Origin of the sequence: Cupriavidus sp. WS (assembly GCF_000395345.1) — a bacterium.
GTDB lineage: Bacteria > Pseudomonadota > Gammaproteobacteria > Burkholderiales > Burkholderiaceae > Cupriavidus > Cupriavidus basilensis_B.
Map to the genome: position 1 here is coordinate 1 of NZ_AQPL01000408.1, position 3,266 is coordinate 3,266.

Annotated in this window: 2 protein-coding genes; both read left to right on the forward strand. The window is 73.1% G+C overall.

The window, feature by feature from the left end:
• Positions 1-2,033: histidine kinase dimerization/phospho-acceptor domain-containing protein (locus K206_RS0128705; protein ID WP_020205806.1), on the forward strand; the 2,033-nt coding region annotated here is incomplete at its 5' end.
• Positions 2,034-2,068: 35 nt separating this feature from the next.
• Positions 2,069-3,266, forward strand: a 1,198-nt coding sequence (locus K206_RS0128710) for a sigma-54 dependent transcriptional regulator (protein ID WP_020205807.1), incomplete at its 3' end; no start/stop codon positions are given.

Sequence of the window (3,266 nt, forward strand, 5' to 3'; positions counted from 1 at the left end):
CGCGCCCGCCGGCCCGCTCCGGCGCCTGGGGCGCCGTCGCCGCGCTGTGGCGGCGGCCCGAGCCGCCTGAATTCCACTGGCGCCTGCTGCGCTATTTCTGCTGGGCGCGCCTGGCCGTGGCCGCGCTGCTGCTCGGCTACGCCTGGCTGCCGGCGCAGCGCGGCGAGACCGAGCGGCTGGCGCAGGCGCTCGGCCAGGCCCAGGCCGCGCTGCCGCTGGCGGTGCCCTATGCGCTGATGGCGCTCGCCATGACCGCCGCCGCGCTGTGGTGGCGGCGCGGCTTCCACCTGCGCGTGCACATGCAGGTGCTGGCCGACCTGCTGCTGCTGGGCCTGATCTTCCACGCCCACGGCTACCGCAGCGAAGGCATGGCCATGATCTTCCTGCTGCCGGCGCTGCAGGCCGGCGCGCTCACCAGCCTGCTGTTCGCGCTGTCCACCGCCGCGGTCTCGGCGCTGGTGGTGATGAGCAGCCCGTTCGCGCAGACCCTGCTGCTGCACCGGGCCGATGCCGGCCTGCTCGGCTCCGGGCTGTACGGCCTGGTGTTCATGATCGCGGCCTCGCTGATGTACCTGCTGGCCAACCGCCAGCTCGCGCAGGAGCGCCTGGCGCTGGCGCGCGAGCAGGAGCTGCGCCTGCAGCAGCTGGTCAACCGGCTGATGGTCAACGACATGCAGGACGGCGTCATGCTGCTGCGCGCCAACGGCGCCGTGGTGGCCGCCAACCCGGCCGCGGTGGTGCTGCTCGGCGTGCAGCCGGCCGAGCGCGGCAAGGCCGTCACCACGCCCGGCACCGGGCGCGACGCGCTGTTCGACCTGCGCCAGATCCCGCGCCTGCAGCCGCTCATGGAGATGCTGCGCGACTGGGTGCGCAGCAAGGACGACGCGCCGCGCATCCTGCAGTTGCTGCCGCTGCCGTCGCGGCCGTCGTCGGGGCGCGGCCCGATCCTGCACACGCGCCTGCGCCTGCGCTTCCTGCTGCCGGGCCTGGCCAGCCTGCGCTCGACCTTCGCCTCGTCGCTGTCGGTGTCGCTGAGCGCGCAGCAGGCGATGGACACCGCCACCTGGAACGAGCTCACGCCCGAGGCGGCGGCGCGCCTGCGCCTGGCCATCGCCCAGAACGAGGCGATGGCCTGGCGGCCCGAGGACGAAGCCCTGTTGCGCAGCGAGATGCGCGACACCGTGCTGGTCCACATCGAAAGCTGGGAGCGCATCGCCGAGCAGGTGCAGCAGGAAAAGCTGGCGGCGATGGGCCGGCTGGTGGCCAGCGTGGCGCACCAGATCCGCAATCCGCTGGCGGCCATCAGCCAGGCCAGCGAGCTGCTGTCCGAGACCGGGCGCGGGCGCCCCGACGGCGACATCGACGCGCGCCTGCTGCGCATCATCCACGACAACGTGCAGCGGCTCGACCAGGTGGTGTCGGACGTGCTGCAGATGTCGCGCCGCCCGCGCACCGAGCGCACCGTGGTGGACCTGAACCAGGCGCTGCCCGAGATTGTCGACCGCTGGCGGCTGGAGATGCGCGCGCGCTCCGCCACCCACGACCCGATGGGCGCGAGCCGCATGCCGCGCCCGGCCGAGATCAACGCCAACGCGGTGCGGCTCACGGTGGACGTGGCGCGCCCGGTCATCTTCGACTCGTCGCAGCTGCAGCAGGTGCTGGGCAACCTGCTCGACAACGCATGGCGCTACTGCAGCCGCCTGCCCGGCGCGATCCGCCTGCTGGCCCACGCGCTGGACCAGCACCATGCCGAGCTGATCGTGTGGAACGACGGCGTGGAGGTCTCGCGCGAGCACCAGCGCACGCTGTTCGAGCCGTTCTTCACCAGCAACGCGCAGGGCACCGGCCTGGGCCTGTTCATGGCGCGCGAGCTGTGCGGCGCCAACGATGCCCAGGTGCGCTACGGCACCATCTCGCTCGACGCGCTGCTGGCGCGCACCGGCATGCTGGCCCCGGCGTCACGCGATACACTGCCGGCCAAGGCCTTCGTGCTGACCCTGCGCATCCATGCGCCGGACCAAGCCGGCGGCTGACCGCTTCCCGCCCGCCTCACCACCGCGCCAGACCCATGTCCCTCAAGACGCCAGGCCCAGATCCGATCCTCGTCATCGACGACGAGGCCGACCTGCGAGAACTGCTCGACATCTCGATCCGCCGCATGGGCCACGACGTGGTGCTGGCGGGCTCGCTGGCCGAGGCGCGCGCGCAGCTCGCGGCGCGCCGCTACAGCCTGGTGCTGACCGACATGCGCCTCGGCGACGGCCAGGGCATCGACATCGTGCGCCAGCTCTCGAGCGCGCCCGAGCGCGTGCCGGTGGCGGTGATCACCGCCTACGGCAGCGCCGACAACGCGGTCGAGGCGCTCAAGGCCGGCGCCTTCGACTACATCGCCAAGCCGGTCTCGCTGGACCAGCTGCGCAGCCTGATCCTCAACGCGCTGGGGCGCCAGCAGCGCGACCCGGCCGAGGGCGGCGACGGCAGCGAGGGCGGTGAGGGCGGCGCCGCGGCCGGCACCGCGGACCGCGCCTTCAACCTGCTGCCCGGGCATTCGGCGGCCATGCACGAGGTGCGCCGCTCGCTGTCGCGGCTGGCGCGCAGCATGGCGCCGATCGTCATCAGCGGCGAATCGGGTAGTGGCAAGGAGCGCGCGGCGCGCGCCATCCACGCCATCAGCACGCGCGCGTCGCACCCGTTCGTGGCGGTCAACTGCGGCGCCATCCCCGAGACGCTGATGGAGTCCGAGTTCTTCGGCTACGTCAAGGGCGCCTTCACCGGCGCCGACGCCGAGCGCGGCGGCTTCTTCCAGGCCGCCCACGGCGGCACGCTGCTGCTCGACGAGGTGGCCGACCTGCCGCTGGCCATGCAGGTCAAGCTGCTGCGCGTGCTGCAGGAGCGGCGCGTGCGCAAGATCGGCGCCAGCCGCGAGGAAAACGTCGACGTGCGCGTGCTGTGCGCCAGCCACAAGGACCTGGCCGCGATGGTGGCCGCCGGCCAGTTCCGCCAGGACCTGTTCTACCGGCTCAACGTGCTGGCGCTGCGCATGCCCACGCTGCGCGAGCGGCGCGAGGACCTGCCGGTGCTGGCCGGCGCCATCCTGGAGCACCTCGCGGTGCGCTACGGCGACCGCCACCCCAAGCGGCTGTCGACGGCGGCGCAGCAGCGCCTGGCGGAATATCCGTTCCCGGGCAACGTGCGCGAGCTGGAGAACCTGCTCGAGCGCGCCTACGCCTTCGCCGAGGGCGACGCCATCGAGGTGGACGACCTCG